Genomic DNA, 26,536 nt, shown 5'->3' with positions numbered 1-26,536 from the left:
GAATGCCGTCAGCAGCCTATTCCTTCATCGACGTCGCGGTGGTCGATCGTGTCAGGCAGCGTTTCGCTGCCGGCGACGCTATCGTCGTTCTGTCGGTCGATCTCGAGCAGGTGCTCTGGGCCAACGGTCCCGGTGCTGCCGTGCTCGGCTATGACGACATCGATGCGGTGATCGGCGCGCCCGCGCGTCTGGGTATGGCCGCCCGCCGGCAAATCGCCGCCACCTCCGGGTTCCCCGAGATCGGCCGCGACCGCTCGATCATGGTTCGCGTGGCATCCGGCATGACCAGCAGTGCTGTCGCCTTGGCGGCAAGCTCGGTTCGGCTGCCTGATGGCGCAACCGCAATCATGCTTGCGGTGCCCGCAGCTCAAGCCAGCTCGCGCGGCTCAAGGGACATTGCTGCAAACGCTATCAAGGGTTTCACCGAGCCGGGCCATTTTCTCGCCTTTGTCGATGGCGGCGGCGAGATTGAAGCTGCGACCGACGGCTTTGCCGAACTTGGCATTGCCACCTCCACGCTTGCCGGACTGGTGTCATCAGTGGCTCGCGAGCGTGACCGCATCATCAAGCGGGCGATCCCCGCCACAGGCGGCTACCTGCCGGCCGGGCTGGCGCGGTTGACCGACGACCCAGCGCGGCACCTGCTTGTCGTCGTCGACGAGCGCCTCGAGGCGATGGACGACGCCGGCCAGGAGGTGGACGCGCCTCTGGTGATGGCGCCCACCGCGCCCAGCGAGCGCCCGCGCGACGAAGCGCCTGCACCATCGCCAACAACAGTGCATCCTCAGGGGGATGCCGATCACGATCACGATCATTGGTATTTCAGTCCCGAGGAGCGTGAAAGCCAGGCTGGTGCCACTGTTCGGGCGATGGCTGCAAAGCAGGCTGAAACACCTGTTGTATCTGCGGTGACTAAGGTGCCAGCCGATGAGCCGGCTCCCCTCCCTGAACCAGTTGTCGAGCCGGTTGCGACCTTGAAGCCTGTCGAGGAGCTTGCCGCAGTAGTAGCGGCCGCCGAGGGTTTGCCGACCCAATCCCAGCCGGCACAGGCAAAACCGCTAACCGACCGCTCGGTCGCGCCGGTTCGCTTCGTCTGGCGCACCGACGCCGAAAGCCGCTTCAGCGCGATTTCGCCCGAATTCGCTGCAGTCGTGGGCGAACATGCCGCCGATGTCGTCGGACGCCGCTTCCAGGATGTGTCGAATACCTTCGAGCTCGACCCCTCAGGCGAAATCGCCGGCCTCCTGCAGCGCCGCGACACCTGGTCCGGCCGCTCGGTGCTGTGGCCGGTCGCTGGCTCCGACAAGCGCATTCCCGTCGATCTTGCCGCCTTGCCCGTCTATGGCCGCGACCGCACGTTCGAAGGGTTTCGCGGCTTCGGCGTTGCGCGCCCCGGAGAAGCCGTCCTCGATCATGAGCGTATCGGCCTGGCGCTGGTGCCCAACGGCAAACATGCCGAAGAAGCAGGGCCGCAAGTCGCAGACATCGCCGAGCGGCCTTCCGCTGGTGAGCCCGCCGTAGTCGAATCGCCCATCACGCAAGCCAGCCTGCCTGATGTGGTAGAGCCCGAGGCCAAGCAACCAGAACCCAGGCAGCCGGAAGCCGAAAGACCGCACCCGCCTGTCGAGGAGGTTCCTGAGGGGGCCGAGGCTCCCGCAGATCCTTTTGCCGGTGAAGTGCCAGCACTTGAGGTCGGACCCACGCATGACCGCCGCTATTCCGACAAGGTGATCCGGCTTGCCGAACATCGGCCGGCAACGGTGGAAGAGCCTGCCAATGGCAAGGGGCTTTCCAGCGTCGAGCGCAGCGCGTTCCGCGAAATCGGCGAAAAGTTGAAGCGAGCAAACGAGATCGTGGCCGCAAGGCAGCAGCCGGCGTCCGCAGCGGTCAGCGACGCCCACGCGGCGGAGAAGTCGGACACCGAGAAGAATGGCGAAGCAGCATCGGCCGAGATCGCGGCCTATTCGGAAGCCGCCGCTGCTGAAATCGCCGAGCATGCATCTGTGGCTGCTGAGCCTGAAGCACGTCTGCCGACGCCTGAAACCGCCGAGCCCGCAACGCCTGCGACTGAGCCGGCACCTGTCGAGCAATTGGGGACCGAGAGCGCAGAGATCGTTACGCTGTCGTCCGTCCGTCCATCTGATACTTTTGAACAGGCCGATGTCGACCGCGACGAGCCCGAAAAGCCGCCTCTGCGCACCGAAGACGTCATTCCTTCCTTCGCTGCGGGGCGCGACACCCCTGTCGACGCGCCGATTCTCGAACAACTACCGGTGCCTGTGCTGATCCATGCCGGCGATGTGCTCCACTACGCCAACGCCGAGTTCCTCGACCTGACCGGATACGTCTCTGTAGATGAACTGGCGCAGGCCGGTGGCCTCGACGCGCTGTTTGCCGAAAGCTACGGCGACGAACCGGGCTCGGACCATGACCTCAGGTTGAAAACCCGCGACGGCGAGGAGTTTCCGATCGAGGCGGTGCTTCGGTCCGTGCCGTGGCAGGATGGCAAGGCGTTGATGCTGGTCGTGCGCCGCATCAGCGGCGATGACGATATCGACGATGCTTCCGAGCAGGTCGTCGAACTCGAAGAGCGCCTCGCCGAGATGCGCACCATCATCGACACAGCGACCGACGGTGTTGTGCTGATTGACCGCGATGGCGCCATTCGTTCGATCAGCCGACCTGCGGAAGCTCTGTTTGGCTTCGACAGCGATGAAGTCACCGGCAAGCCGTTCTATTCGCTTTTCGCCATCGAGAGCCAACGCGCCGCGCGCGACTATCTCGTTGGCCTTTCCGACCACGGCGTTGCAAGCGTGCTCAACGATGGTCGCGAGGTCATCGGCCGCGAGTCGCAAGGGCGTTTCATCCCGTTGTTCATGACCATCGGGCGTCTGCCCAACGAGAGCGGCTTTTGCGCCGTGGTTCGCGACATCACCCAGTGGAAGCGTGCCGAGGAAGAGCTGACCCAGGCGCGCGCCTTGGCCGAGCGCTCGTCCTCGCAGAAGTCCGATTTCCTCGCCCGTATCAGCCACGAGATCCGCACGCCGCTCAATGCCATCATCGGTTTTTCCGAACTGATGGTCGATGAGAAATTCGGGCCCGTCGCCAACGATCGTTACCGCGACTATCTCCGCGACATCAACCGCTCGGGCAATCACGTGCTATCGCTGGTCAATGACCTGCTCGATATCTCGAAGATCGAGGCTGGGCAGCAGGAGATGGACTATGAGGCGGTATCGCTCAACGACACGTTGGCCGAGACCGTCGCCATGATGCAGCCCCAAGCCAATCGCGAGCGTGTCATCATTCGTTCGAGCTTCGCTTCGCGCCTGCCGGAGATCGTTGCCGACCGGCGCAGCATCCGCCAGATCGCACTCAATATCCTATCTAATGCTGTGCGTTACACCCAGGCCGGCGGCCAGGTCATCGTTTCCACTGCCTATGAGACATCAGGCGACATCGTCATGCGGGTACGCGACACCGGCATCGGCATGAGCCAGGCCGAGATCGAACAGGCGCTGAAACCGTTCAAGCAGATCAATTCGCTGAAGCGCACGCGCGGCGACGGCACCGGGCTCGGCCTGCCGCTGACCAAGGCGATGGTCGAGGCCAATCGCGCCCGCTTTGCCATTGCATCGACGCCGGGCGAGGGCACTCTGGTCGAGGTGACATTCCCCTCGACGCGGGTGCTCGCCGAATAACGCGAGGCCGCAGGGTGCGACATTTTGTGCACATTGGCATGGCCCGACTCAGCGATTGTTAGAATTTGTTGAACAAGCCATTGAATCCGGTGCGAAACAATCCAGTTTAGAATAATTCTAAACTATTGAAAAGATTGGCCTTTAAACTTGACTGGAAGTCTCACAATGACCATAGGGGAGACAGCCTCGAAACCGAGGCTTTGACTTGTTCCTCGAGGGACTTTGACCCCTTTGGCCAGGAGAGAAAAATGAAGATCAACAACGCCCGGTCGGCGATTGCCGGCTACGCTTTTGCGGTTGCGGCGCTCTTCACTACGTCGGCGCTCGCCGATGGTGTCGTCAACATTTACACCTATCGCCAGCCTGACCTGATCAAGCCTGTTCTCGATGCCTTCACGGCCGAAACCGGCATCAAGACCGAAGTACTGTTCCTCGACAAGGGTCTTGAGGAACGCGTCCTGGCCGAAGGTCAGAACTCGCCCGCCGACGTCATCATGACTGTTGATATCGCTCGTCTCACGTCGGCCAAGGAAAAGGGCGTCACCCAGCCGCTGGTCGATGAAGAGATCAACAAGCTGCTGCCGGCCGAATATCGCGATCCCGAAGGCAACTGGTTCGGTGTGACCAAGCGCGCCCGCGTCATTTATGCCTCGAAGGACCGCGTCAAGGACACGGCCATCACCTATGCCGACCTCGCCGATCCCAAGTGGAAGGGCAAGATCTGCATGCGCTCGGGCCAGCATGACTACAATCTTGCGCTCTTCTCGGCGGCGATCGCCCATTGGGGTCCGGAGAAGACCGAAGAGTGGATGAAGGGTCTCAAGGCCAATCTGGCCAAGAAGCCCGACGGCGGCGACCGTCCGCAGGCTGGCGCCATTGCCGCCGGCGAGTGCGACATTGCCATCGGCAACACCTACTATGTTGGCCTGATGCGCAACAACGAAAAGGACCCCAAGGAAAAGGAATGGGGCAACGCCATCAACGTGCTCTTCCCGACTTGGGAAAACGGCCTGACCCACGTCAACATCTCGGGCGCAGCACTGGCCAAGTACGCGCCGCACAAAGACGACGCCGTCAAGCTGATCCGTTTCCTGGCCAGCCACAAGGCGCAGCAGGTCTACGCCGAAAAGAACTACGAATATCCGGTCGAGCCGGGCCTCGAGCCGTCCGAGACAGTCAAGGCTTTCGGCACGCTCAACGCCGACACGCTGCCGCTGATCGACATCGCCAAGGGTCGCAAGGCGGCGTCCGAAATGGTCGACCGCGTCGGTCTCGACGACGGCCCGAGCAGCTGACCGGCCGGGTCATGAACTGAGGAAGGGCCGGGCCGGGCAATCGGCCCGGCTTTTCCGCGTTACTGGGGAATTGCCGTGCCGACAACGGACGGAGCAGGCGGTGGAGTTTCTGGCGCGGCATTTGCCGCGAACACCCCAGCCTTGCCGGTCAAGCGCTTGCGCCATCCTCTGATAGGCACTTTGGCGCTTGCTATCGGCATCATTGTCATCCTGCCGGTCATTTCGCTGGTCGTCGTCGCGCTTTCAGGCACAGGCGAGGACTGGCCGCATCTGATCGCAAACGTCCTGCCGGGCGCGACGCGCACCACACTTGCGCTGCTGGCCATGGTGGCCGCACTGACTTCGGTCGCGGGCGTCGCCTGCGCCTGGGCGGTCGTTGCCTATGATTTCCCGTTCCGCCGCATCTTGTCATGGGCGCTGGTGCTGCCGCTTGCGGTGCCGCCCTATCTCGCGGCCTATGCCTTTGGCGAATTTTTCCATTATCAAGGGCCGGTGCAGAGCCTGGTTCGCGAAATCTTCGGCTTCCAGACAATCCGCGACTACTGGTTTCCCGATATCCGCTCGACCTGGGGTACGGCCTTCGTGCTCGCCTCGGTGCTTTACCCCTATGTCTACCTCACCACGCGCATCGTCTTCCTCATGCAGGGCCGCAACATAGCCGATGTCGCGCGCACGCTTGGCGCGCGCCCAGGCCGGGTGTTCTGGCGCGTGCTTTTGCCGGTCGCGCGCCCGGCCATCGTTGCCGGTGTTGCCCTGGTGTTGATGGAAACCATCAACGATATCGGGGCTGCCGAATATTTCGGTGTCCGCACGCTGACCGTTGCGGTCTACACCACCTGGCTCAACCGTGGCAGCCTGGAAGGCGGAGCGCAGATCGCGCTGCTGATGCTGGTGCTCGTGGTGCTGTTGCTCGTCGCCGAGCAATGGGCGCGAAGGCGCCAGCGCTTTCATGCCGGCCGCGGTACCCATCTCAAAGTCCATCCGCCGCGGGTGGCGTTGAAGGGCTGGACGCGCTTGGCCATGCCAATTGCCGTATCACTGCCGATCCTCAGCGGCTTCGGTGTGCCGATCACCGTCTTCGGCCAATATGCCTCGCGCCGGCTCGAACAATTCACCTCGCCCGATCTCGGTCATGCCTTTGTCAACAGCCTGATGACGGCCTCGCTGACGGCCGCCATCACCGTTGCCATCGCGCTGTTCCTGCTCAACGCCCAGCGCCTGTCCAAGACCCGCGCCATGGCCGCTACTGTGCGGCTGGCGTCGGTGGGCTATGCCTTGCCCGGCGGCATTCTCGGCCTCGGCCTGCTCTTCGTGCTCGCGCGCTTTGACAATTCGATCGACGCTTTCGCCCGCGCCTATCTCGGCTTCTCAACCGGGCTTCTGCTCACCGGCTCGGCCGCCGCCGTCATTCTTGCCTGCACCATCCGCTTCGTCGCACTTGCCGAAGGTGCTGTCCGCTCCGGCATGGAAAAGCTGCCCGGTAGCCTCGACGAGGCGGCGCGCAGCCTGGGCAAGACGCCGGCGCAAAGTGCCACAAGCGTGCTGCTGCCGCTGCTCAAGCCGGCTATCCTMACCGCTGCCGTGCTGGTCTTCGTCGATACCGTCAAGGAACTGTCGGCGACGATCCTGCTCAGGCCTTTCGGCTTCAGCACGCTTGCCACCCATGTCTACGAAAACGCCTCGCGCGGCGTGCCGGAAGAGGGGGCAGTCGCTGCGATCGTCATCATCGTCACGGCGATGGTACCGGTGGTGCTGCTTTCCGGTGCGCTGGTACGCGACGCCGAGGCCTCGCTCTAGACTCTCCCTGTCATGACAAAGAAAAAGGCGCCTGAACGGGCGCCTTTAAAGGAGATGCTGTTTCAACGGGGACTTGAGCGAACGAGCTATCCTCGAAGACGAGGAAAGGGATTTCTCCCTCAAGTTAGGCACGAATATCGGCGCCGAACATTAACAGCTCCTTACCCAAACAATGAAAAATTTACGAAAGTGTACCACTCCTGAAGTCTAGGTAAATTTACACTTCACCTTTCGTTAAGCATATGGGCGCCGCGCGTTCATTTTTGCAGCGCCGGAATGTCGCGATAAAGCTCCAGCGCTTCGGGATTGGCGAGCGCTTCCWTATTCTTGACCGCGCGGTGGTGGACGATGTCACGGACGGCCAGTTCGGTGATCTTGCCGGATTTGGTGCGCGGGATGTCTGCGACGGCGACGATGCGCGCCGGCACGTGGCGCGGGCTGGCGCCGATCTTGATCTTGGCACGGATGCGCTTCTCCAGCCCCTCGTCGAGAGTGACGTTGGGCGCGAGGCGGACAAACAGCACGACACGCACATCGTCGTCCCAATCCTGGCCGATACAGATGGCCTCGAGGATCTCCGGCATCTGCTCGACCTGGTTGTAGATCTCGGCGGTGCCGATGCGCACGCCGCCTGGATTGAGCGTCGCGTCGGAACGGCCATGGATGATCATGCCGCCATGAACAGTCCATTCGGCGAAGTCGCCATGGCACCAGATATTGTCGAAACGCTCGAAATAAGCGGCGTGGTATTTTATGCCGTCCGCGTCGTTCCAAAAGCCGATTGGCATTGCCGGAAACGCCTTGGTGCAGACCAGTTCGCCTTTTTCCTGGCGCACCGGCTTGCCGGCATCGTCCCAGACATCGACGGCAAGGCCGAGGCCCGCGCCCTGGATCTCGCCCGACCATACCGGTTCGGTCGGTACGCCGAGCACGAAGCACGAGACGATGTCGGTGCCGCCCGAGATCGAGGCGAGGTGGACGTCCTTCTTGATGCCGTCATAGACGAAGGCAAAACCCTCGGGCGACAAGGGCGAGCCGGTCGACGAGATGGTGCGCACGCTGGACAGATCGTGGCTGTCGATCGGCCTGAGCCCAGCCTTGCGCACGGAATCGATGAACTTCGCCGAGGTGCCGAAATGGGTCATGCCCTCGGCCTGGGCGAAGTCGAACAGCACATTGCCGTTTGGGTGGAAGGGCGAGCCGTCATAGAGCAACAACGTCGCTTCCGAGGCCAGGCCCGAGACCAGCCAGTTCCACATCATCCAGCCGCAGGTGGTGAAGTAGAAGAAGCGGTCGCCAGATTTCAGCCCGGCATGCAGGCGTTGTTCCTTGAGATGCTGGATGAGCGTGCCGCCGGCCGAATGCACGATGCATTTGGGGATGCCTGTCGTGCCTGACGAAAACAGGATGTAGAGCGGATGGGAAAAGGGCAGGGGCTCAAACGCCACCGGCTTTGCCACGAAAGGCGCCAGCGCATCGTCCAGCGCCTCGGCCCTGGCAATGCCTGACGCGACCTGCCTGGCATCGCCGAGATAGTCGACCACCAGCACCTTGGCGGCACTTGGCAGCCGCTTTGCAACGGCTGCGACCTTCTCGCTGACGTCGATGCGTTTTGTGGCATACCAGTAGCCGTCAGGCACAATGAACAGTTTCGGCTCGATCTGGCCAAAGCGGTCGAGCACGCCTTGTTCGCCAAAATCGGGCGAGCACGACGACCACACGGCRCCGATCGACGCCGTTGCCAGCATCGCCGCGACGGTCTCGGGCATATTGGGCATCATCGCCGCGATCCGGTCGCCCTGTTTGACGCCGAGCGAGACGAACAACTGCTGCAGCCGCGACACCAGTGCGGAAAGCTCGTCCCAGCTGAGACGCCGCTCGACCTTGTCTTCGCCGCGGAAGATGATCGCCTCGTGGCTGCCCGAACCGCGCAGCAGGTTCTCGGCGAAATTGAGCTTGGCATCGGGAAAGAACGCAGCGCCGGGCATCTTGTCGCCATTGTCCAGAACGCGACCGCCCTTGTGGCCGATCACGCCGCAGAAGTCCCACACCAGGTCCCAGAAAACCTCGCGATCGGCGATCGACCATGCGTGCATCTCGGTGTAGCTGGTCAACGCCTGCCCGGCGCGCTTGCTGGCCTCAGCCATGAACGCCGTCAGCGGCGCCTCCGCAATTTGCTCGGCAGACGGCACCCAAAGCGGCATCTCAACAGTCATCGGCATCTCTCCCAGAACCGCGCAAGGTTATGCATGTCGCACTGCAGCAGATCAAGGAAATGTCGAAATGCGCCATTGCGCTGTGCGCAAACGTCATCACGAGACCACAAAGACTTGAAATGCCGCGTGTCTCGGTTACACCCGGTTCCCATAACGGCGCAGCACGGGCAGCATAAGGGCAACATGCCATCACCACTGTTCAAGCGCAGCATCTGGGCGATCGTCGGCATTGCCGTCTTGATCGCCGTCACTGTTGCGGCATTGCCGTTCATCGCCTCCACCCAGATCGTCAAGGACCGCATCGCGTTCGAGATGAGTGCGTGGAGCGGATTTCGCGTCTCGATCGATGGCGCCCCCGACATCGAAATCTGGCCGGTCTTCCGTGCCACCCTCACCGACGTGACCTTGACGGACTGGGAGGACGCGGGAGGCCTGCCGGTCATCGAGGCAGAGCGTGTCGAGATCGAACTGTCCGCGCTCTCCGCCTTGAGCGGCAATGTCGATTTCTCCGATGCGCATTTCATCAGGCCGACGCTTCGCCTCAAGCGCCTGGCAAATGGAACTCTTGAGATTCCCCAATCGCGCGGCGGGCGTCTCAGCCGGGCAATCGAAAGCGCCCGGGCCACTGTCGCTGCGAACCCGGCCGAACCGGATCTGAGCGCCTTGTCATCCGACCAGTTCGGCACGATCGAATTTATCGACGGCCGTGTCGTGGCTGTCTCGGCCGAAGGCGAGGCCGACCTTTTGAGCGACCTCACCGGCAAGGCAAGCCTGCCGGCGCTCAACAAGGCTGGAAAGCTGACGGCCAGCGGGATCTGGCGCGGCGAACAGGTGGCGATCGAGCTGTCCTCGCCTCGCCCGCTCGTGCTTTTCGCCGGCGGCACCGCACCCGTCATTGCTTCGGTGAAATCAGCGCCGGTGGAGGCGTCCTTCGACGGCACGATAAGCATGGCTGCCGACATGCATGTCGAAGGTCAAGCCAAGCTGTCGGCGCCCTCGCTCAGGCGGATGCTCGAATGGTCGCAGCCCGGCGTCTTGCCCGGCAGCCCAATTGGCTCGATCTCGCTTGCCTCCAAAGTCACCGGAGATCTGTCGCGTCTCAAGATTGAGAACGCCCAGGTCACGCTCGACGGCAATCCAGGCATGGGCATCCTGGACGTGTCGCTGGCCGGCCCGGTGCCGTCGATTTCAGGCACGCTTGCCTTCGACACGCTCGACCTGATGGCCTTTGCCTCGTCCTTCGCGCCGATGGCGCCTACGAACAATCCAGGCACGTCCCAGATCGACACGAGCTTCGCCGACCGCATCAATCTCGATCTCCGGCTTTCGGCAACCAAGGCGACGGCCGGCTCCATCGCCCTTGCCGAGGTCGCGGCAACCGCTCAGGTCAAGGGCGGCCTGGCGGCATTCGACATTTCCGACGCTGAAGCCTTCGGTGGCAACGTCCAGGCCAGCATCCGCTTCGACCGCAAGGCCGGCGGCACGCAGGCCGAGATGCGGCTTCTGGCATCCGACATCGATGGCGGCGCCTTCGGTGCCGCCGCCGGCATGAGCCATATCGTGCCCATCGGCCGTGGCACCGTGTCTGTGATCCTCAATGGACCGGGTCTGAGCTGGAATGCACTGCTTGAAAATGCCAACGGTTCGGTGGCTGCCACTTTCGGCGTCGGCGCTATTGCCGGGATCGACCTTCAGGCGTTCCTGAAACGCACGTCGCAGGGTGGCTTCTTCTCGCTCGACGAAGTCAAGGGTGGCACAGTGCCCGTTGATGGCGTCGAGCTCAAGGCGACGATCGCCAACGGGGTTGCTAAGATCGACAAGGCCGAGGCACGGACTGCCACCAACCGCATCTGGCTGACCGGCATCGTGCCCTATGTCGGCCGCGGGCTGGCCCTGTCAGGGGCCATCGAGGCGAAGGACCCCGCGACCACGGCCACCCCTGAAACTCGGCCGACGGCCTTCTTTGTTGGGGGCTCGTGGAGCGCACCGTTTGTTTCGCCGCTTGTCCCACCTGTGCTTTCCAAGCCAGTGGGCGACTAAAACAGGCTGCCCTGGTTGCCGGGTTCCTTCGCCTTGGCAACGGGCTTGGCCAACGGCTTGGGCTTGGCGTCGCCACTGGTTGCGATGGCATTCGCTGTTCCATCGGCAAACTCGATCGACAATGAAGTGCCCGTGGCGATGTCGGCGGCACGCTTGAGCACCGCACCATCGGCATCGCGCACCAGGGCAAAACCGCGCGCCAGAACCGCCTTGTGCGACAGCGTCGCCATCAGCCGGTCAGCCTGGGATAGTCCGGTCCTCGCCCGTTCGAGCCTGCGCCCGATCGCAAGCGTTCCGCGCCGTTCCAGTGCGGCGAGCTGTTGGCCATAGACCTCTTGCCGCCGAACCAGCGGCTCCGGCGAAAGCCGGCCTTGGGTTCGGTCGAAACGGATGCGCTTTTCGCGCACCATGGCCCGTAGCGCTGCGTCGGCGCGCAACATGTCGCGGTCGAGATGTCGCCGCGTCTCCCCAATCCGCCGCGCCAAGGTGGCAGGGGACAAGCGCACTGCGGAAAGCCGCGCGCGCTTGCGCTCGGTGGCAACCATCAGCGCCCGGCCAAGCCGGCTTGTTGCCTCGTCGAAGCGCCGGCGCGGCAGCGCCAGAAGCTGGTCGGGCGTCGGCAGGGCGCGGGCAGCTGCCCGCACGGCCTGGCTGCGCCGGTCGATCATGCGTGAGACAGCGCCGCGCAGCCGTGCGCCAAGATTGGCGAGTGTCGCCTCAAGTTCGGCTTTGACGGGCACCGCAAGCTCAGCCGCCCCGGTGGGCGTCGGCGCCCGCCTGTCGGCGGCAAGGTCGATGAGCGTCCAGTCTGTCTCGTGGCCAACGGCTGAAATAACCGGGATGTGCGAAGCGGCAACTGCTCGGACCAGCGCCTCGTCGTTGAAGCCCCAGAGGTCTTCAAGGCTGCCGCCGCCACGCGCCACGATCAAAAGGTCCGGCTGCGGGATCGCGCCGTCATCGGCGAGTGCGTTGAAGCCGTTGACAGCGGCTGCCACTTCCGTGCCCGAGGTCTCGCCCTGCACGCGTACCGGCCAGACCAGAACATGCAGCGGAAAGCGATCCTTGATGCGATGGATGATATCGCGGATGACGGCACCGGTCGGCGAGGTCACCACGCCGATCACCAGCGGCATGAACGGCAAGAGCTGCTTGCGGCTGTCGTCGAACAGACCTTCGGCTGCAAGCTTGCGCTTGCGCTCCTCCAGCAGTGCCATCAGCGCGCCGGCGCCCGCAGGCTCCAGGCTTTCGATGACGATCTGGTACTTCGATGAACCGGGATAGGTCGTCAGCTTGCCGGTGGCGATCACCTCCATCCCTTCTTCGGGACGGAACTTCAGCCGGCTCATCGTTCCTTTCCACACCACGGCTTCGATGCGGGCGCGGTCGTCCTTCAGCGAGAAATAGGCATGGCCCGACGAATGCGGCCCGCGATAACCTGATATTTCGCCGCGCACCCGCACATTGCCGAAAGCGTCCTCGACGGTGCGCTTCAGCGCGCCGGAGATCTCGCTGACGGTGTATTCGGCAGCGTTGGTGCGTGATTCGGTGGCAAGTTCGTTCATGGCGCGATTGAGGGCCGGGTAGCCCCCCTCGTCAAGCTTTGCCGCTCAGTTGTCGCCTACCATCCCGGCATGATGTGGTTCGGCCTGAGCCGGCGCCCACGTGTGGCCGCAAGGGCGGCGAAATCGAACGTGCCGGTTTCTTCGGTCGTCGGCACCGAGATGTTGTCGAGGCTTTCCGAGATGTGGCGGGCGAGCGCATCGACGATGTCAGGCCGGCTGGTATGGCCACGCATGATGCCGATCCGGCAGTCGGGCAGGGGCCTGAACCCGTCCGCTTCGCCAAGCACGCGCATGCCCGGCCGCAATGCGCATTCGGCCAGAACCGAAACGGCGAGCCCTGAAAGAACCGCTGCGGCAATGACCGTCGCCGACCAGCTGGTGAACAGCACGCGGTACTGGCGCCCCGACGCATCGAGCATTTCGGTTGCCGTCCGCCGCCACTGGCAGTTCGGCCTGCCGAACGCCATGGGCAGGATTTTTTCCTCATGCACCAGGTGGCTCGACGACGACACCCAAAGCAGAGGTTCATTGCGCACGATCTCGGCTGGCCTAGTGTCCTCGCATTGCGTAACCAGCGCGATGTCGAGATTACCGCGGCGGATCTGGTCGGCAAGATTGACCGTGGGTTCGCACAGAACCGACAGCTCGACGCGCGGGTTGGAGCGCGAAAATCGCGCCATGATTTCGGGCAGGAAGCGGTCGGCATAATCGTCCGGCACGCCGATGCGGATCGTGCCTTCCAGCGCCCGATCGTCGAAAGCGGCGAGCGTTTCGCGGTTGAGGTGCAAAAGCCGCCTGGCATAAGTCAACAGCCGCTCGCCATCCTCGGTCAGCTTGTTCATGCGCCCGTCCTTCTCGAACAGCGCCTTGCCGATGCGGTCCTCGAGACGGCGCATCTGCATCGACACCGCCGACTGCGTGCGATGCACCTCGTCGGCGGCCCGCGTGAAGCTGCCGGTATCGACGATGGAGATGAAGGTGTGAAGCTGGTCAAGATCGAGCGGAGCGGCCATCGTCGTTTCCATCATGAACATTGATAGTAAAGATTAGAAACATTCGTTGGATTAATCAATACGGCGAGAGCACTCTCTCATCGTCCACATGAAGCATGTGAATCGGACCGGTGCGGCGGGAAAAGGAACGCCAGCCGGAAGGGACCCGTTTGTCCCTAAGGGAGATCGCTATGACCACGCTCGACCATTCCACTGAGACGACGCATTCCGCGGCTCGGCCGGTGAATGCGATGCGTATCGTCGACTACACCGCCGATCTCTTGCGTGCCTGGAAAAACCGACGCGCCTTTTATCGCCTTGGCGAGATGACGGACGCTGAACTGGCTGATGTCGGGCTCACCCGTGGCGATCTGTATGTCGCTGTCGACCTGCCTTTTGCCAGTGACCCAACCGTCAGGTTGCGCTCGATCAGGCAATCGCGCAGCGAAAACGTCGAGGCCATGGCTCGCCGCATCGCTTGAGTTTCGCAGGCTCCCCACTCCCAGCCGGTCCCCTCCGGCCTTGCCTGCAAGTTGCCCGGTCCTCCCAAGGACCGGGCTTTTTCTTAGGGCAGTAGGGCAGTAGGGCAGTAGGGCAGTAGGGCAGTAGGGCAGTAGGGCAGTAGGGTTAGACGTCACTGCCCTATTCCCCTATTGCCGTACTCCCTTACCGCTGCCTGTCCATGCCCTTGCTGAACTGGTCGAAGATCGATTCGACGCCCTTTTGATAGTCGTCGCGCTGCTGGCGGCCGGTCTCGAACATCTTGCCGAACAGGTCGTCATAAGGATTTTTTGGCGCGGCCTGCTGTTGCTGTGGCTGCGGCTGCGGTGCTGGCGCGGCGGTCTGGCTGCCGGCGCCAAGCATCTCTTCGAAGATCTTGCCCAGCGGGTTGTCGCCATAGGGGCTCTGCTGTGGTGCCTGCTGACGTTGGGTGGGCTGCGGCTGCGCTTGTGCGCCGCCGAACATGTCCTTCAGCACCTTGCCGAACGGATTGTCGAACGGGTCGGGCGCTTGCGTCTGCTGCGGTGCTTGCTGAGGGGCTGTACCACCGCCCATCATGCCACCTCCGCCCATTCCACCAGATTGGCGCATCATTTGGTCGATGATGTCGCCGAGCGGATTGTTGCCGCCGCCAAAACCGCTGGCTGCCTGCATCTGCCCGGTCGACTGCTTGAACAGCCCGCCCATGATCATCGAGGCAATCACCGGCAGCATCTGCTTGAGCACGTCCTGGCCGATGCCGGTCGCCTGCGCTGCCTGGCCGGCAACCGCCCGCGACAGATCCTTCGAGCCGAACAGATGACCCAAAATGCCGTTGCCCTCATCGACCCCCTGGGGCGAGAAGGCGCGACTTGCATCGTCGAAATATTTGGCGTGCTGGCCGTTCGCCATGGCCTGCAGGAACGAGCCGACGCCGTAAGGATCGGAGGCGTTGCGTTTCAGGCCCTGGCTGAAAGCCGGCATCAGCGCTTCGACGGCCGATTGCGTCTGCTGCTGGCTCAGCCCGAACTGGCGCGCCAGCGCTTCCATGCCGTTGCCGTTCTGGGCATTGGCCAGCATCTCGAACAGTGGCAGCATTTTTTCCTCCTCGGGTCATTCACCGAGGAGGGAGCGTAGTGCCTTTTCGCAGGCGGTTGAAGGGGCTTTCGGAGCCCCTAGTATGCGTATTCGAGGAACGCTGGTTCGATCGAACCGCCCCAACGCGTGTTGTAGGCGTTGAGCATTTCCTCGGCACTCGTCGTGCCACGCGCAATCACCTCGTCGAGCGTGTTGAGGAAGCCAGCCTCATCAAACCCTTCGCGGTTCTTGCGGCCACGGTTGACCAACCCCTGGCGCGACAAGGCCAGCACTTCGCGGCCGATCTCGCGCAGCGTGGTATTGCGGAACGGTGCCGAAATGCCTTGCTCGGGCACGGCGTCGCGCATCGCAAGCACTTCCTGGTAGGTCCAGTCCTTGGTGAATGCTTCGGCCGCGTCGAGTGCTGCCGGATCGTAGAGCAGGCCGACCCAGAAGGCCGGCAGCGCGCAGATGCGCCGCCATGGGCCGCCGTCAGCACCGCGCATTTCGAGGAAACGCTTGAGCCGCACGTCGGGGAACAGCGTCGACAGGTGGTTGGCCCAGTCGCCCATCGTCGGCATGCCGTCGGTGATCTCGTTGCGCGCCGCGCCCGCCATGAACTGGCGGAAGGTCATATGCGTCATGTCGTGATAGCGGTCGTCGCGAATGACGAAATACATCGGCACGTCGAGCGCCCATTCCGCATAGTCGGCAAAGCCGAATTCCGGCGAGAAGCAGAATTCGAGCAGGCCCGAGCGCTGGTTGTCGGTGTCGCGCCAGATGTCGCCGCGCCAGCTCTGCATGCCGTTGGGGCGACCGTCGGTGAAGGGCGAATTGGCGAAGAGCGCTGTCGAAAGCGGCTGCAGCTTGAGCGACACCTGCATCTTACGGCGCATGTCGGCTTCGCTTTCGAAGTCGAGATTCACCTGGATGGTGCAGGTCCGGTACATCATGTCGAGGCCCTTGGTGCCGACCTTGGGCATGTAGGCGGTCATGATGTCGTAGCGCGATTTCGGCATGCGCGGCGTCTCGGCCAGCGTCCATTTCGGGCTGCCGCCAAGGCCGAGGAAGCGGATGCCGAGCGGTTCGGCGATCTCGCGCACTTGTGCCAGATGCGCGTTGCCCTCGCGGCAGGTCTGGTGGATGGATTCGACAGGCGCGCCGGAAAGCTCGAACTGCCCGCCCGGTTCCAGCGAAATCGCGCCCTGGCCGGTCGGCTCGACAAGGCCGATGATGCGCCCGGCGTCGATGATCGGGTCCCAGCCAAGCGTCTGCTGCATGCCCTCGAGCAGCGCGCGGATGCCGCGATCGCCGCCATAAGGAACTGGCGCGTTGCCGTCGACATAGAAGGGGAACTTCTCGTGCTCGGTGCCGATCCGCCATTTGTCGCGCGGTTTGTTGCCGGCGGCGAGATAGTCGACGAGTTCGTCCATCCCCTCGATCGGCCGGAAATCAGTGGTGTCGCGCGCCATGTATGCTTCTCCTGAAGGGCGGAAGGACCGCGGGCGCTTGATGTACGATTGAGCGCCTGCCGATCAAGCGAAAAATCCTGAGCCTTCGTCAACAGGAATTGATCGATTCCGCGGCCGATATTGAAATGTTGATGCTTGGAATTGTCCCGTTGCGGACTGCCCATTCCAATTTTTGGTCAATCTCCAGATAGGAATACGCCTTCGCCGGTCGTCCTACCAGTCGCCGATCACGGCTTGGATGACCGCCAGAGCCGCCACAGCTGCCGTATCGGCGCGCAGGATGCGGTGGCCAAGCGGGATCGCGGTGATGAAGGGCAATGCGCGGAGCATGCGCCGCTCTTCGTCGGAAAAACCGCCCTCGGGTCCGACCAGCAGGGCAAGCTTGCGTTCCTTGATGCCTTGCAGTGCCGCCATCGGGTTGTTGGTGGTGGCGTCCTCATCACAGAAGATCAGCCGCCGCTCCTTGTCCCAGTTGCTCAGCAGTCGCTCGAGTTTTTCGGCCTCGCGCACCTCTGGGATGGCGAGGATGCCGCACTGCTCGGCCGCCTCGACGGCATTGGCCCGCAGCCTCTCGATGCTGGGTTTTGCTAGCTGCGTGTGCTGTGTGATGACAGGCACGAGCGCGCCTGCGCCCATCTCGACAGCCTTTTGCACGAGATAGTCGAGCCGGCCCAGCTTCAGCGGTGCAAAGCAATAGACGAGATCGGGATGATCTGGCTGTGGGCGCTGTTGTTCGAGCACCTCCAGCCGCACCGCCTTCTTGGTCCTGGCCGCGATCCTGGCCGACCATTCGCCGTCGCGGCCATTGAACAGCAAAACCTCGGCACCTTCGCCGAGGCGAAGCACATTGCCGAGATAGTGGCTCTGCTGCGGGCTGGCATCGAAGCCGGCACCGTGGGCGAGGTCGTCCGGCACGAAAAGCCGCTGCATCTTGTAGTTTGCACGCATCGGCGAGAAATGCGGCAGGCGACGGCAGCGGTCAAGGCCCCAGATGGCGCCGGGCCGAAACCGGCATGTCGTTCAAGGTGTTGGGGCGCCGTGACTCTCTGACGATGACGATTCCACCCGGTTATTTCGCTACGGTTCTCCAGGCGCACAAAAAGGCGCGGGAGGTGAGCTGATCCGGCGACCTATGCTTGTGCTGCGCTTGGATGCCATTCCGGCTGATAGCCCTCGCGCAGAACCGCAAGCGTCGCTGCCGGCGTGACCAAGCACATCTCAGCTGTGCCGAATTCGCCAAACTCGTGGCTCGGGCCGTAGCCGGAGAACGACCAGCGCAGAGCTCGACCGTTGCGGATTGCATAGTCGGCTTCGCCGTCCGAGACCATCGCGCCGTCAGGCAGCAGCTTGAGTCCATGCTGGTCGACTTCGATCGCCTTGCCGCCCGAAGCCAGTCGCTCGGCATGCAGCCGCGCATCGATTTCGCCCACCTTCGGATCTTCGGCCGCAAAGGCGACTGCATAGGCTGCGCTGAAAGCCTTTGCCCGCTCGCGCCGACAGTAGAAACAGGGGCGGTGCCCGGCGGCGAGTGCTGTCACCTCGTCGAGAAAGAAAAGCTCGGTCCAGCCGGTCTTGCCGCCCGGGCGGTTGCGCCCCATCGGTATGCGCTTGGCGCCCTTGAATGCCAGCGCGCAGGTGATCCATGCTTTGGTTGCCCACCGCTTTTTCAGCAGCGTCTTCGTCTCAGGGTCGTGGATGATGCCGCGATTACCGGTGAACATGCCACGCGCCGGATCGGCATGGATCTCGCCGAAAGGGTCGACCCGGTTCTGCAGTGGCATAGCTGTTCCTTCTTGGCTGCGTCGCGCGGCGCATGATAGGGCTCGCCGCAACTTTGTCACGCTGCTGCGGAAGGGCCGAAATGCGCGTTCTGATCGTCCAGAATTTTGCCGATACCGGTCTCGGCCAGGTGGGCTCCGCCCTTGCTGAAGTGGAAGCGGTGATCGATCAGTGCAACGCCTATCTCGGCGATGCACTGCCCGTCGATGCGGATGGCCATGATGCAATGATCATGCTCGGTGGCGGCCAGAACGCCCGCGACGATGCGCACTCGCCCTATTTCCCCGCTTTGCTCGAACTTGCCCGCGACTTTGTCGAAAAGGACAAGGCGGTGCTCGGCATCTGCCTTGGCGGCCAATTGCTTGCTCGCGCCTTCGGCGGCCACAACCGCATCGGCGGGTCGACCGAATTCGGCTGGCATGGCATCACCTTGACTGATGAAGCCCAAGACGATCTCGTTTTCAGCGATCTCCCCCAGCGCTTCCCGATCTTCCAGTGGCACGACGACACCTTTACTCTGCCTGAGGACGCCGTGCGGCTTGCCGGAAGTTCGGTGACAGGCAACCAGGCGTTTCGTGTTGGCCGCGCCGGTTACGGCATCCAGTTCCATTTCGAGGCCGACCGGCCAATGGTGCGCCAGTGGAACGAGGCCTTTGCCGAGGTCATCGCCCAGCGCAACCCCGATTGGCCGACACGCCACGACAGCGAGGCCGCGCTTCACGGCCCTGAGGCCGATGCTGTCGGCATGGCGCTGGCACGCGCCTGGGTGGCAGCGATCTGACCACAAAACCAGCGGTTCCGTGACATTTTTGGCACGTCGAAAAAAATCCGCTGTGCATAGCCATTTGCCGGCTGGATTGTGCCTGAAAGCCTTTCTAAAGACAGCCCCGTGCCAGTTGGCGATGGTATCGCGAATGAACCGTCTCTGAGTGCCGCGCGACACAAGCCCGATACAGAACGAACTTAGAAGCACGGCCGTGATGCCGCGCGTCGATGGTTTCGCTTAAACTTTTCGGAAACTTATTCGTAACTCTGCTCATGCAGAATGCAGGAAGCTCAACCTGAGATGACTCCCTTGAAAGCAGCGCTCCTGTCCTTCGCCATGTTGTCGGCAATCGTGCTCGGCGGCTTTGGGATCTATGCCGCGGATGCCGCGGCCGACCATCATGTGGTCGACGGCTACGGCGTCACCGCCGCCCGCTAAAATCGGGTACTTCCACCGCGATCAGCCGTTTTTCCGCGCCGTCGATGACGAGCGCGGTCAATGCGCCTGAATAATAGACGCCGGTGTCGACATTGACGCGGTTGGCCATCACCTCTGGCTCGGCTTGGGGCGTGTGGCCGTGCACGACCACTTTCGGATGCAACCCCGGATAGTTCAGGAACTCGTTGCGGATCCAGATGAGATCCTGCGGGTCCTGCCGGTCGAGCGGTATGCCTGGCCTGATGCCGGCATGGCAAAAAAAGAAATCACCGAAGGACGCCGAACGAGGCAGCGAGCGCAGGAAGCTCTGATGACTGTCTGGGACGGCACGCGCCAGTTCGCTGTGGCTGGTGCGCAGGCCCGCGGAATCACCCGTTCTCAACACCACGCCATACGATCCCGCAGTCTCCACCCCGCCATGCCTTGCAAACAGGCTCTCGGGATCGGGCTCGGCGAGAAAATCCAGAAAAGCAACGTCATGATTGCCTGTTAAAACAACGCTGCGGCTGTCGCGGGCCGTCGCCGCCATCAGATATTCGATCACGCCCCTGGAGTCGGGCCCCCGGTCGACGAGATCGCCGAGATGGATGATGCGCCAGTCCGCAGGATTGTCGCGGCCGATCTCCTCAGCGATCCGCGCGTGCATTTCGGTCAGAAGCTCGAGGTGGCCATGCACGTCGCCGATGGCATAGATGCGGATGCCTTCCGGGCCCTTGGCGTCGAGGAAATGCACGCCGGTCATGGCTTGCTGTCCGTACGCTGTCGCAGCCTCAGGCGCGAGATGCGCTGCCAGTCGCCGCTTCGCTCAGCCTCGGTCATGGCGCGTTCGAGATAGGTGATGTGATCCATCGCCGCCTTGCGCGCACCATCCGGGTCGCCTGACACCACCGCGCGATGGATGGCCTTGTGCTGCTCGAGCAGCGCCTCGCGGGCAGCGGGCAGGGCAAACACCACCAGCCGGTTCTGGAAGACACCGTCGGACAACAGCCTGTAGCACGAGCGCAGCGTGTGCAGCAGGATGATGTTGTGGGCGCATTCGCCGACGGCATGGTGGAATTCGACGTCGATTTCCGCTTCCTCGGTGAAATCGGCGCGCGCATGCGCCGCTTCCATCCGCGTCATGATGCCGTCGAGCAGTGCGAGGTCCTCGGCGGTTGCGCGCCGCGCGGCATACTCAGCCGCCAGCCCTTCGATTTCGCGGCGATATTCGAGATAGTCGGCCGCCGCCTTGCGGTGGTTGACGATCAGCTCCATCACCGGCTTGGTGAACACCTGGCCAATGACGTCGGCGACATGGGTGCCGCCGCCATGGCGCGTCACCATCAGCCCACGCCCTTCAAGCACCTTCAGTGCTTCGCGCAGGATTGGCCGCGACACGTCGAACTGCTTGGCCATCTCGCGTTCGCCGGGCAGCCGGTCGCCGGCGCGCAGCACGCCTTCGAGGATCAGGCTCTCGATCTGCTGCACGACTTCGTCGGCCGTCCGCGAATGTTCGATCCTGGAAAAGATGTCGCTCAAATTCGTGTCCGAAGCCTTTGTTGTGATCCTCAGGATAGGAGTCTGCCGAGCAACTGGTCAAATTATTTATCCAATCCGGCTCAATTGAGTCGCATGGCTGGCGTGCGCGCTCATCAGTTGGCGCTAAAGTTGGTGTTTGCCTGTTGCGCTGAATATACCTAGAGCCAAAAAATTCCGGGCACAGATGGAGCCATTGGTGACAGTCGACCCGTCCTCTCTCGAATTCCTCCCCCGCGCTACCGGCAGCGTCATGGGTTTCCCAGCGCATGAGGGCCGTCCCGGCGCCCTGGGCGAGGTGCATTCGCGCCCGCATCCGCTGGTCGAAAACCCGCGCGTCCTGATCCAGCTCTCTTTCATGACCGAAGGTGGCTCCAGCGTCGATCACGCGGTGCTCTCCGAATTGTCTCGCCGGCTCGGCATCGCATCGCCCGACCGACATGCCCGCCATCACGCCATGAAATGGGGGCAAGGCTCGCTGCGCTGGGAGCGGCACACCGAATTCTCGACCTATCTCTGGGAAGGACCGCTCGCCGATAGTGGTCGCGCGCAGGAAGATTCGCCATTCGGCAACGGCTTCAGCCCACCCGGCACGGTCATTTCCGGCATCAGGCTTGAGATCCGCAAGTGGACGCCCGACAATGAAAAGCTGATCGCCGGCTTCGACCCCACCAGCCTGTGTTATTCCCTCGTCGAAAATGGCGCTGCCAGCATCGTTACCGATTTCCGCCAGGATGGTGACGGGCTGACGCGTATCCTGATCCTCGATCGCGGCCTGACGCCTGCCCGAACAGGTGCTTTGTCGCAGCGGCTGATCGACATCGAGACCTATCGCACGCTCGCCATGCTTGGCCTTCCGGTGGCCTTGTCGCTATCGAGCCGTGTGCGCCGCATCGAGGACCGACTTGCTCAGGCAACGCGAGAGATGAAGGCCACCGAAACCCGCGACAGCCAGGCCTTGCTCGCCGATCTTACCGAATTAGCCGCCGAACTTGAGGCGGATGCTGCGTCGAGCCTCTATCGTTTCGGCGCCAGCCGCGCCTATGACGGCATTGTTCGCGAGCGCCTGGAAGCACTGGAGGAGGAGGTTGTGCCCGGCTACGACACCTGGGCCGGTTTTCTCAAGCGCCGCGTCGCACCCGCCATGCGCACCTGCCGTTCGGTCGAGGAACGTCAGGCCAATCTGTCACGCAAGCTGACCCGTGCCACAACGCTTCTGCGCACCTGGGTCGATGTCGAGGTCGAAAGGCAAAACCGCGACCTGCTCGCTTCGATGAACAACCGCGCCCGCCTGCAACTGCGCCTGCAGCAGACGGTCGAAGGCTTGTCGGTCGCCGCCGTGTCCTATTATGTCGTTGGCCTGATCGGCTACGTTGCCAAGGGCGCATCGACCGTGGATCATTTCTTCGCCCCCGAGATCGTCACCGCCGCCTCGGTGCCACTGGCGGTTCTGCTTGTCTGGTGGGGCGTGCGCCGGGTTCGCCGTGCCCATGAAGAGCCCAAGACGGCGGCCGGCGAGTAATTCGCGAGGCCTGACCTGCCCGAACGGGCAGGCCTTTCCCACCAGCGTCAGATTGACGCTGCGTGAACCTGATTGGATACCCATCCTGCACCCGACATGCGGGCGGTTTACAGGATGCCGGCACTACTGGTAAAAGCTTTTTACCAGTTGATCGATCGCAGGTGACCTATGTCCGGCCTATTGATGCCCAAGCCAGATGCGGCGACGCTGAGCCGGCGCGACGAAATCGTTGCCGACATGCGCATCATCGTGCCGGGCGAGGGCGTGGTCGATACGGTCAACGAGATGCGCGCCTTCGAAAGCGATGGCCTGACAGCCTACCGCCAATTGCCGATGGTCGTGGTCCTGCCGGAAACGGTGGCGCAGGTGTCGCGCCTGCTCAAATATTGCAACGACCGCAACATCCGTGTCGTGCCGCGCGGTTCGGGCACCTCGCTGTCAGGCGGTGCGCTACCGCTCGAAGATGCCGTGCTTGTGGTGATGAGCCGCTTCAACCGAATCATCGAGATCGATTATCCCAACCGCGTGGTCGTTGCCCAGCCGGGCGTCACCAATCTCGGCATCACCACCGCCGTTGAGCAGGACGGGTTCTACTACGCGCCTGACCCGTCCTCGCAGATCGCTTGCTCGATCGGCGGCAATGTCGCTGAAAATTCCGGTGGCGTGCACTGCCTGAAATACGGCCTCACCGCCAACAATGTGCTCGGTATCGAAATGGTGTTGATGAATGGCGAGGTCGTGCGCCTCGGCGGCAAGCATCTTGAAGCCGAGGGCTACGATCTGCTTGGCGTCATGACCGGCTCCGAGGGCCTTTTGGGCGTCGTTACCGAGGTCACCGTGCGCATTCTCAAGAAGCCGGAGACGGCGCGGGCGCTGTTGATCGGCTTTCCGACCAGCGAGCAGGGCGGCCAGTGTGTCGCTGACATTATCGGCGCGGGCATCATTCCCGGCGGCATGGAGATGATGGATCGCCCGGCGATCCACGCGGCCGAGGATTTTGTCCATGCCGGCTATCCGCTCGATGTCGAAGCACTGTTGATCGTCGAGCTCGACGGGCCGGGCGTCGAGGTCGACCATCTGATCGGCCTCGTCGAAGCGATTGCCAACGCCAACGGCGCCACCACTTGTCGGATCTCGCAGTCCGAAGACGAGCGGCTGACCTTCTGGGCCGGGCGCAAGGCGGCATTCCCGGCTGTCGGCCGCATCTCACCGGACTACTACTGCATGGACGGTACCATCCCGCGCAAGGAACTGCCGCGCGTTCTGGCGGGCATGCGCGAGTTGTCGGAGCAATATGGCCTCGGCGTCGCCAACGTCTTTCATGCCGGCGACGGCAATCTGCACCCGCTGATCCTCTACGATGCCAATGTGCCCGGCGAGCTTGAGAAGGCCGAGGCCTTCGGCGCCGACATCCTGCGCCTGTGCGTCAAGGTTGGCGGCGTCTTGACTGGCGAGCACGGCGTAGGCGTCGAAAAGCGCGACTTGATGCCTGAAATGTTCAACGAGATTGATCTCGACCAGCAGATGCGGGTGAAATGCGCCTTCGACCCCAATCATTTGCTCAATCCGGGCAAGGTGTTCCCGCAGCTTCGCCGCTGCGCCGAGCTTGGCCGCATGCATGTTCATCGTGGCCAGATGGCTTTCCCCGACATTCCGAGGTTTTGAGCGATGCTGCTCAAGCAATCCATCCTTGACGGTATCGCGCGCGGCGACATCACGCTTGCCTTCAGGCGCTGGCAGCGGCCGACGGTCAAGGCAGGCACCCGACTGCGAACGGCCGCTGGGGTTGTCCGCATCGGCAAGGTCGAAACTCTTGATGAGGCGGCCATATCCGACGCTGACGCGATCGCCGCCGGCTATGCCGACCGCGCGGCACTCGTCTTGGATCTGCGCGTCGATGGTGACCGGACCCTGTACCGGATTGCTTTCGACGGCATCGAGGTGGACCCACGGGTCGATCTGCGCAACAGCGAAGACCTGTCAGACGCCGACTGGCACGAGCTTGCGGGCCGCTTCGAGCGCTGGGACAAGACAGCGCCCGGCTATTTCGCGGCGATCCTCGGCGCGATCGCCAAACATCCCGCGACACCGGCCGTCGTGCTTGCCCAAGGCCTCGGCGTCGAGAAGCTGAAATTCAAGCACGACGTGCGCAAGCTCAAGGAACTCGGCCTGACCGAAAGCCTCGAAATCGGCTATCGCCTGTCGCCGCGCGGCCAGGCCGCACTCGAAAAGCTGCGGGAGCACCGGCTTTGACCACATTCACACCCACCACATCAGCTGAAGTCCTTTCCGCCGTCCAATGGGCGCTGGCGGAGGAGACGCCGCTCGAAATCCTCGGCCATGGTTCAAAGCGTGGCATCGGCCGTCCGCTACAGACCGAGCATACGCTTGATTTGTCGAATCTTTCGGGCGTCACGCTCTACGAGCCCGAAGAGCTGGTGTTGTCGGCCAAGGCAGGCACGCCGCTGGCCGAGATCGAAGCACTGCTTGCCGAAAACGGGCAGCAGCTTGCCTTTGAGCCGATGGACTATGGTCCCTTGCTTGGCGGCGAGCCGGGCCGCGGCACAATAGGCGGCGTGCTGGCCACCAATCTCGCCGGCCCGCGCCGCCTCAAGGCGGGTGCTGCGCGCGACCATATCTTGGGCGTCCATGCCGTTTCCGGTCGCGGCGAGGCCTTCAAGTCGGGCGGCCGCGTTGTCAAGAACGTCACGGGCTACGACCTGTCCAAGGCGATGGCCGGCTCGTGGGGTACGCTCGCCGTCCTCACCGACGTCACCTTCAAGGTCCTGCCGGCGGCTGAAACCGAGACCACGCTCACGATACGCGGCCTGCTTGACGACAACGCCGCGGCAGCCATGGCTTTGGCCATGGGCTCCAGCGGCGAGGTCTCGTCGGCAGCGCATCTGCCAGAGCTCATGGCCGCGCGGGTGCTCGACGGGCGCCTCGGCGGCGACCCCGCCACGCTTCTGCGTGTCGAAGGGTTCGGGCCTTCTGTCGCCTATCGCGTTGCCCATCTCAGCGATTTGCTCGGCAATGCCGGCCCTATCGAGGAGATCGCGGGCGAGACGTCGAAGACGCTCTGGCGCGACGTGCGCGATATCAGGCCTTTTGCCGATGATACCGACAAGCCTGTCTGGCGCGTGTCGATGCCGCCGGCCGATGCCCATCACATGGTGCTGGCCCTGCGCATGCAGGTGGCGGCCGATGCGTTCTACGACTGGCAGGGCGGCCTCGTCTGGCTGCGCATGGAGGGTGAGCCCGAGGCCGACTTGCTGCGCGCTCTGATAAAAAGGTTTGGCGGCGGTCACGCCACGCTGGTTCGCGCCGCGCCAGCCTGGCGTGCGGCACTTCCTGTCTTCGAGCCGCAGCCACCGGCGTTGGCGGCACTGTCGGCACGTCTCAAGGCCGAGTTCGACCCGAAAAACATCCTCAATCCAGGCCGCATGGTGCCGGGCGCCGAATATGCTACCTCTACTGCAATCACAGAGGGAGCAACTGCATGAGCGATACAACCCCGCCCGTCACCCCGCGCCAGACCGACCGCTGGCTCGAACCCGGCCAGACCAATGTCCAGGTCATCTACATTCTCTATCTCGCTGGCCTGGTGATCGGCGTCAGCGGCATAGTCGGCATCATCCTTGCCTATATGAATCGCGGCAAGGCTGGCGGCTTTGTCGAGACCCACTACACCTGGCTCATCCGCACTTTCTGGATCGGCCTGCTCTATGCGCTGGTCTCTTTTGTCCTGATGTTCCTGTTCGTCGGCTTCCTGCTGATGTTCGCCGTGGCCGTCTGGTTCATCGTTCGTTGCATCCTTGGCCTGCAGGCGCTTGGTCGCGGCGAGGCGATCAAGAACCCAGACAGCTGGCTTATCTGAGAAAGCC

21 protein-coding genes are annotated in these 26,536 nt (G+C 63.1%); 12 read left to right on the top strand and 9 right to left on the bottom strand.

The genetic code is table 11. The features are described from left to right. Window positions 1-2: 2 nt before the first annotated feature. From AC1DWF_RS01005 to AC1DWF_RS00995, 3 genes are all read left to right on the top strand, one after another. On the top strand, window positions 3-3,701 hold the full coding sequence (locus AC1DWF_RS01005; protein ID WP_476781381.1) for a PAS domain S-box protein: 3,699 nt from the start codon (window positions 3-5) through the stop codon (window positions 3,699-3,701). Between the two features lie 248 nt (window positions 3,702-3,949). Then, window positions 3,950-4,996, top strand: a complete 1,047-nt coding sequence (locus AC1DWF_RS01000; RefSeq protein ID WP_476787756.1) for a Fe(3+) ABC transporter substrate-binding protein — start codon at window positions 3,950-3,952, stop codon at window positions 4,994-4,996. A 75-nt stretch (window positions 4,997-5,071) separates the two neighbouring features. Then, window positions 5,072-6,793 carry an ABC transporter permease gene (locus AC1DWF_RS00995; protein ID WP_476787755.1) on the top strand — a complete coding sequence of 574 codons (1,722 nt, stop codon included), beginning with the start codon at window positions 5,072-5,074 and terminating at the stop codon, window positions 6,791-6,793. Between the two features lie 257 nt (window positions 6,794-7,050). On the opposite strand, the gene AC1DWF_RS00990 is transcribed toward AC1DWF_RS00995, so the two are convergent. Beyond that, entirely contained in the window at window positions 7,051-9,009 is a 1,959-nt protein-coding gene (locus tag AC1DWF_RS00990) for an acetoacetate--CoA ligase (protein ID WP_476841389.1), read from the bottom strand. A gap of 183 nt (window positions 9,010-9,192) precedes the next feature. Here AC1DWF_RS00990 and AC1DWF_RS00985 point away from each other — a divergent pair, with 183 nt between their 5' ends. Continuing rightward, entirely contained in the window at window positions 9,193-11,049 is a 1,857-nt protein-coding gene (locus tag AC1DWF_RS00985; protein WP_476781385.1) for an AsmA family protein, read from the top strand. On the opposite strand, the gene xseA is transcribed toward AC1DWF_RS00985, so the two are convergent. Together xseA and AC1DWF_RS00975 are read right to left on the bottom strand one after the other, a co-directional pair. After that, window positions 11,046-12,611, bottom strand: a complete 1,566-nt coding sequence (gene xseA / locus AC1DWF_RS00980) for an exodeoxyribonuclease VII large subunit (protein WP_476781386.1) — start codon at window positions 12,609-12,611, stop codon at window positions 11,046-11,048. The two genes, AC1DWF_RS00985 and xseA, sit on opposite strands and share 4 nt — an antisense overlap. Before the next feature lie 56 nt (window positions 12,612-12,667). Continuing rightward, on the bottom strand, window positions 12,668-13,624 hold the full coding sequence (locus AC1DWF_RS00975) for a LysR substrate-binding domain-containing protein (RefSeq protein ID WP_476781387.1): 957 nt from the start codon (window positions 13,622-13,624) through the stop codon (window positions 12,668-12,670). Between the two features lie 170 nt (window positions 13,625-13,794). Between AC1DWF_RS00975 and AC1DWF_RS00970 the strand changes: the two genes are divergently transcribed. Next, window positions 13,795-14,085 (top strand): YjiS-like domain-containing protein, encoded by a 291-nt coding sequence (locus AC1DWF_RS00970; RefSeq protein ID WP_476781388.1) that lies wholly within the window; start codon window positions 13,795-13,797, stop codon window positions 14,083-14,085. A 184-nt stretch (window positions 14,086-14,269) separates the two neighbouring features. Here AC1DWF_RS00970 and AC1DWF_RS00965 read toward each other — a convergent pair whose 3' ends face one another. The 4 genes from AC1DWF_RS00965 to AC1DWF_RS00950 form a co-directional block, all read right to left on the bottom strand. Next, window positions 14,270-15,181, bottom strand: coding sequence for a DUF937 domain-containing protein (locus AC1DWF_RS00965; RefSeq protein ID WP_476787754.1), 912 nt, complete (start codon window positions 15,179-15,181; stop codon window positions 14,270-14,272). A gap of 77 nt (window positions 15,182-15,258) precedes the next feature. Further along, window positions 15,259-16,632 (bottom strand): glutamate--cysteine ligase, encoded by a 1,374-nt coding sequence (locus tag AC1DWF_RS00960; protein WP_476787753.1) that lies wholly within the window; start codon window positions 16,630-16,632, stop codon window positions 15,259-15,261. 213 nt (window positions 16,633-16,845) lie between these two features. Beyond that, the gene (locus AC1DWF_RS00955) at window positions 16,846-17,580 is read right to left on the bottom strand and encodes a 16S rRNA (uracil(1498)-N(3))-methyltransferase (RefSeq protein ID WP_476787752.1); all 735 of its coding nucleotides are present in this window, start codon (window positions 17,578-17,580) and stop codon (window positions 16,846-16,848) included. Between the two features lie 182 nt (window positions 17,581-17,762). Beyond that, window positions 17,763-18,413, bottom strand: coding sequence for a hypothetical protein (locus tag AC1DWF_RS00950; protein ID WP_476784908.1), 651 nt, complete (start codon window positions 18,411-18,413; stop codon window positions 17,763-17,765). Window positions 18,414-18,493: 80 nt separating this feature from the next. Here AC1DWF_RS00950 and AC1DWF_RS00945 point away from each other — a divergent pair, with 80 nt between their 5' ends. Together AC1DWF_RS00945 and AC1DWF_RS00940 are read left to right on the top strand one after the other, a co-directional pair. Next, the gene (locus tag AC1DWF_RS00945; protein WP_476784907.1) at window positions 18,494-19,192 is read left to right on the top strand and encodes a type 1 glutamine amidotransferase; all 699 of its coding nucleotides are present in this window, start codon (window positions 18,494-18,496) and stop codon (window positions 19,190-19,192) included. A 285-nt stretch (window positions 19,193-19,477) separates the two neighbouring features. Next, window positions 19,478-19,615 (top strand): hypothetical protein, encoded by a 138-nt coding sequence (locus AC1DWF_RS00940; RefSeq protein ID WP_269933527.1) that lies wholly within the window; start codon window positions 19,478-19,480, stop codon window positions 19,613-19,615. Here the strand turns inward: AC1DWF_RS00940 and AC1DWF_RS00935 are convergent. Continuing rightward, entirely contained in the window at window positions 19,599-20,357 is a 759-nt protein-coding gene (locus AC1DWF_RS00935) for a metallophosphoesterase family protein (RefSeq protein ID WP_476784906.1), read from the bottom strand. The genes AC1DWF_RS00940 and AC1DWF_RS00935 overlap by 17 nt on opposite strands. Then, complete coding sequence (locus tag AC1DWF_RS00930) at window positions 20,354-21,133, bottom strand: FCD domain-containing protein (protein WP_476784905.1); 780 nt, start codon at window positions 21,131-21,133, stop codon at window positions 20,354-20,356. Before AC1DWF_RS00930 ends, AC1DWF_RS00935 begins: the two co-directional genes overlap by 4 nt. A gap of 196 nt (window positions 21,134-21,329) precedes the next feature. On the opposite strand from AC1DWF_RS00930, the gene AC1DWF_RS00925 reads away from it, so the two are divergent. From AC1DWF_RS00925 to AC1DWF_RS00905, 5 genes are all read left to right on the top strand, one after another. Beyond that, window positions 21,330-22,652 (top strand): DUF3422 family protein, encoded by a 1,323-nt coding sequence (locus AC1DWF_RS00925; protein ID WP_476787751.1) that lies wholly within the window; start codon window positions 21,330-21,332, stop codon window positions 22,650-22,652. A gap of 168 nt (window positions 22,653-22,820) precedes the next feature. Beyond that, window positions 22,821-24,317: an FAD-linked oxidase C-terminal domain-containing protein gene (locus AC1DWF_RS00920; RefSeq protein ID WP_476787750.1), complete on the top strand. Its 1,497-nt coding sequence runs from the start codon at window positions 22,821-22,823 to the stop codon at window positions 24,315-24,317. Window positions 24,318-24,320: 3 nt separating this feature from the next. Further along, window positions 24,321-24,905 carry an ASCH domain-containing protein gene (locus AC1DWF_RS00915; protein WP_476785091.1) on the top strand — a complete coding sequence of 195 codons (585 nt, stop codon included), beginning with the start codon at window positions 24,321-24,323 and terminating at the stop codon, window positions 24,903-24,905. Further along, on the top strand, window positions 24,902-26,155 hold the full coding sequence (gene glcE / locus AC1DWF_RS00910) for a glycolate oxidase subunit GlcE (protein WP_476785090.1): 1,254 nt from the start codon (window positions 24,902-24,904) through the stop codon (window positions 26,153-26,155). The genes AC1DWF_RS00915 and glcE overlap by 4 nt, the downstream gene beginning before the upstream one ends. Continuing rightward, window positions 26,152-26,529, top strand: coding sequence for a DUF4870 family protein (locus tag AC1DWF_RS00905; RefSeq protein ID WP_476785089.1), 378 nt, complete (start codon window positions 26,152-26,154; stop codon window positions 26,527-26,529). Before glcE ends, AC1DWF_RS00905 begins: the two co-directional genes overlap by 4 nt. Window positions 26,530-26,536: the final 7 nt, after the last annotated feature.

It is taken from the genome of Aminobacter sp. P4_D5 (assembly GCF_056401815.1).
The sequence above is the reverse complement of the archived record's forward strand: the minus strand, read 5'-3'. Positions and strand labels throughout refer to the sequence as shown.

What these genes read in the sequence shown, in the direction of transcription:
- AC1DWF_RS01005 (WP_476781381.1), top strand. Translation starts at nt 3, where the DNA reads ATGCCGTCAGCAGCCTATTCCTTCATCGACGTCGCGGTGGTCGATCGT.
- AC1DWF_RS01000 (WP_476787756.1), top strand. Translation starts at nt 3,950, where the DNA reads ATGAAGATCAACAACGCCCGGTCGGCGATTGCCGGCTACGCTTTTGCG.
- AC1DWF_RS00985 (WP_476781385.1), top strand. Translation starts at nt 9,193, where the DNA reads ATGCCATCACCACTGTTCAAGCGCAGCATCTGGGCGATCGTCGGCATT.
- xseA (WP_476781386.1), bottom strand. Translation starts at nt 12,611, where the DNA reads ATGAACGAACTTGCCACCGAATCACGCACCAACGCTGCCGAATACACC.
- AC1DWF_RS00975 (WP_476781387.1), bottom strand. Translation starts at nt 13,624, where the DNA reads ATGGCCGCTCCGCTCGATCTTGACCAGCTTCACACCTTCATCTCCATC.
- AC1DWF_RS00970 (WP_476781388.1), top strand. Translation starts at nt 13,795, where the DNA reads ATGACCACGCTCGACCATTCCACTGAGACGACGCATTCCGCGGCTCGG.
- AC1DWF_RS00965 (WP_476787754.1), bottom strand. Translation starts at nt 15,181, where the DNA reads ATGCTGCCACTGTTCGAGATGCTGGCCAATGCCCAGAACGGCAACGGC.
- AC1DWF_RS00960 (WP_476787753.1), bottom strand. Translation starts at nt 16,632, where the DNA reads ATGGCGCGCGACACCACTGATTTCCGGCCGATCGAGGGGATGGACGAA.
- AC1DWF_RS00955 (WP_476787752.1), bottom strand. Translation starts at nt 17,580, where the DNA reads ATGCGTGCAAACTACAAGATGCAGCGGCTTTTCGTGCCGGACGACCTC.
- AC1DWF_RS00950 (WP_476784908.1), bottom strand. Translation starts at nt 18,413, where the DNA reads ATGCCACTGCAGAACCGGGTCGACCCTTTCGGCGAGATCCATGCCGAT.
- AC1DWF_RS00945 (WP_476784907.1), top strand. Translation starts at nt 18,494, where the DNA reads ATGCGCGTTCTGATCGTCCAGAATTTTGCCGATACCGGTCTCGGCCAG.
- AC1DWF_RS00940 (WP_269933527.1), top strand. Translation starts at nt 19,478, where the DNA reads ATGACTCCCTTGAAAGCAGCGCTCCTGTCCTTCGCCATGTTGTCGGCA.
- AC1DWF_RS00935 (WP_476784906.1), bottom strand. Translation starts at nt 20,357, where the DNA reads ATGACCGGCGTGCATTTCCTCGACGCCAAGGGCCCGGAAGGCATCCGC.
- AC1DWF_RS00920 (WP_476787750.1), top strand. Translation starts at nt 22,821, where the DNA reads ATGTCCGGCCTATTGATGCCCAAGCCAGATGCGGCGACGCTGAGCCGG.
- AC1DWF_RS00915 (WP_476785091.1), top strand. Translation starts at nt 24,321, where the DNA reads ATGCTGCTCAAGCAATCCATCCTTGACGGTATCGCGCGCGGCGACATC.
- AC1DWF_RS00905 (WP_476785089.1), top strand. Translation starts at nt 26,152, where the DNA reads ATGAGCGATACAACCCCGCCCGTCACCCCGCGCCAGACCGACCGCTGG.